Source organism: Aquiflexum sp., from assembly GCF_977115555.1.
Window position 1 is genome coordinate 1 of record NZ_CDSBKL010000609.1, and the last position, 1,745, is coordinate 1,745.

Here is a 1,745-nt window from a genome sequence, read left to right on the forward strand (position 1 = left end):
TATGTAAGAAAAGACAAGAAAATCCATCCCTTCATTCATGGCGGTGCGCAGGAAAGGAATATGCGTGGAGGTACCGAGAATGTCATCGGCATAGTAGGCATCGCCAAAGCCCTGGAACTCGCCTATGAAGATATGGCCGGACACCGTGCACATATCGAGGGATTGAAAAAGCATTTTATTGAATTACTTCAAAACAATATTCCTGAGGTCAGTTTCAATGGGCTTTCAGCGGATTTTGAAAAAAGTCTCTATACTGTACTGAATGTGAGTTTGCCACCTTCTGAAGAAAATAGCGGTATGCTGCTCTTCAACCTGGATTTGCATGGGATTTCAGCTTCAGGCGGTTCGGCATGCAGCAGCGGCGCCACTGTGGGTTCGCATGTTCTCCGTGCCATCAACCACAATTCCGAAAGAGAATCCGTCAGGTTTTCCTTTAGTAGGTTCACCACCAAAGAGGAGATCGGTTATACTGTGGAGAAGTTGAAAGAATTGTATGGGGTAACGGTTTGATTTTGAAGAATAATTCTTCCAAAGTTTCAAACTTTGGAAAAGATTTTAATTTGGTTTAATCTCAGGTCCCTTGATTTTCTTGAAGTAATTGTCGGCGCCGTCACGATAACTGTCATTGGCAAACAATTGGTCGTTACAGATAAATAATCTTCCCGAAATTGAAAAGATTCTTGGATCTGTATCAAAACCATAATAGTTGAAATCAACTGTTTTTAGCTTCCAAGAAAAATCTATAATTCCGGATTTGTCTTCTTTCTTACCTGTGCCATCATCGTACAAGGTGATTTTTGTACCCGCATGTAAATTTGAATCCCTTTTCATTCCCTCGGTAGATTCAGGACAGCAAACCATAAACTGCCATTCCCAAGTTCCCAATACTTCTGTTTCAAGGATCGATTTTTCCAAAGAACCTGAAGAGATGCATTCACTAAAGTCAGGGACGCTTTTGTCGATACAGGAAAACAAAAGGGGAAGAATAAACATGATGAGGCAGGCTGGTTTTTTCATCTCTTGCGGATATTTAATACTTCGTTTTAAAGGTTGGGGAAAAAAGTACAAAAAACAACTAACCTCTTGTTCATTACAGCTTTCGGGTTTATTTTTAGAGATTCTCCTTTCAAATGAAAAATCTAAGTTTTGTATTTGCCTTAATGTTATTATTGTCTTGCGGGAATGAAAATGGAAATGGAAAAGATGGTTCCTTTGACTTTTCTGTTGAAATCGACACTGTCTTGGTAGATTCCAAAGGAGAAATCCTCATGGCTGGTGCGCATCTCCATGTCTTTGAACTGTCAAATGATAAAAAATTCCTGTATGATTTTGATGGAAGTACGTATCAGATAGAAGTTATTGATTTGGATAACCTTGTGTTGGATAGAAAAGTAAAACTTGAAAAAGAGGGTCCAAATGCAATAGAAAACCCCAATGGGATATTTGATCTCGGAGAAGGTCAGTTCCTTTTCTCAAACTTTAGCTCTTGGACGATACTAAAACAGGATGGTCAAAAAATTTCCAAGTTCAATTATGAAAAGGAAAAACTCTCCGGAGATAGTCTTTTTGGAAAGGAGGACCTTAATCCTAATTACTTTTTCTTGAAAGGGAAAAAAGAATTTTACACCATTATTGAACAAATTGATCAAAACAGTACCACAATTGGATTGGTCAATTTGGATACTAAAACTCTGAAAAGACATGAAATTTCCCAATTGGAAAAGCTAAAGGATTTTAGAGTGCTT

General features: G+C 38.2%; 3 protein-coding genes. 2 read left to right on the forward strand and 1 reads right to left on the reverse strand.

All coding sequences use genetic code 11. The annotated features are described in order from the left end of the window. Positions 1–510, forward strand: a 510-nt coding sequence (locus ACZFYI_RS20040; RefSeq protein ID WP_462525891.1) for an aminotransferase class V-fold PLP-dependent enzyme, incomplete at its 5' end; no start/stop codon positions are given. 45 nt (positions 511–555) lie between these two features. On the opposite strand, the gene ACZFYI_RS20045 is transcribed toward ACZFYI_RS20040, so the two are convergent. Continuing rightward, positions 556–1,017 carry a hypothetical protein gene (locus ACZFYI_RS20045; RefSeq protein ID WP_462525892.1) on the reverse strand — a complete coding sequence of 154 codons (462 nt, stop codon included), beginning with the start codon at positions 1,015–1,017 and terminating at the stop codon, positions 556–558. Positions 1,018–1,130: 113 nt separating this feature from the next. On the opposite strand from ACZFYI_RS20045, the gene ACZFYI_RS20050 reads away from it, so the two are divergent. Further along, on the forward strand, positions 1,131–1,745 hold a 615-nt coding region (locus ACZFYI_RS20050), incomplete at its 3' end, for a DUF4221 family protein (protein ID WP_462525893.1).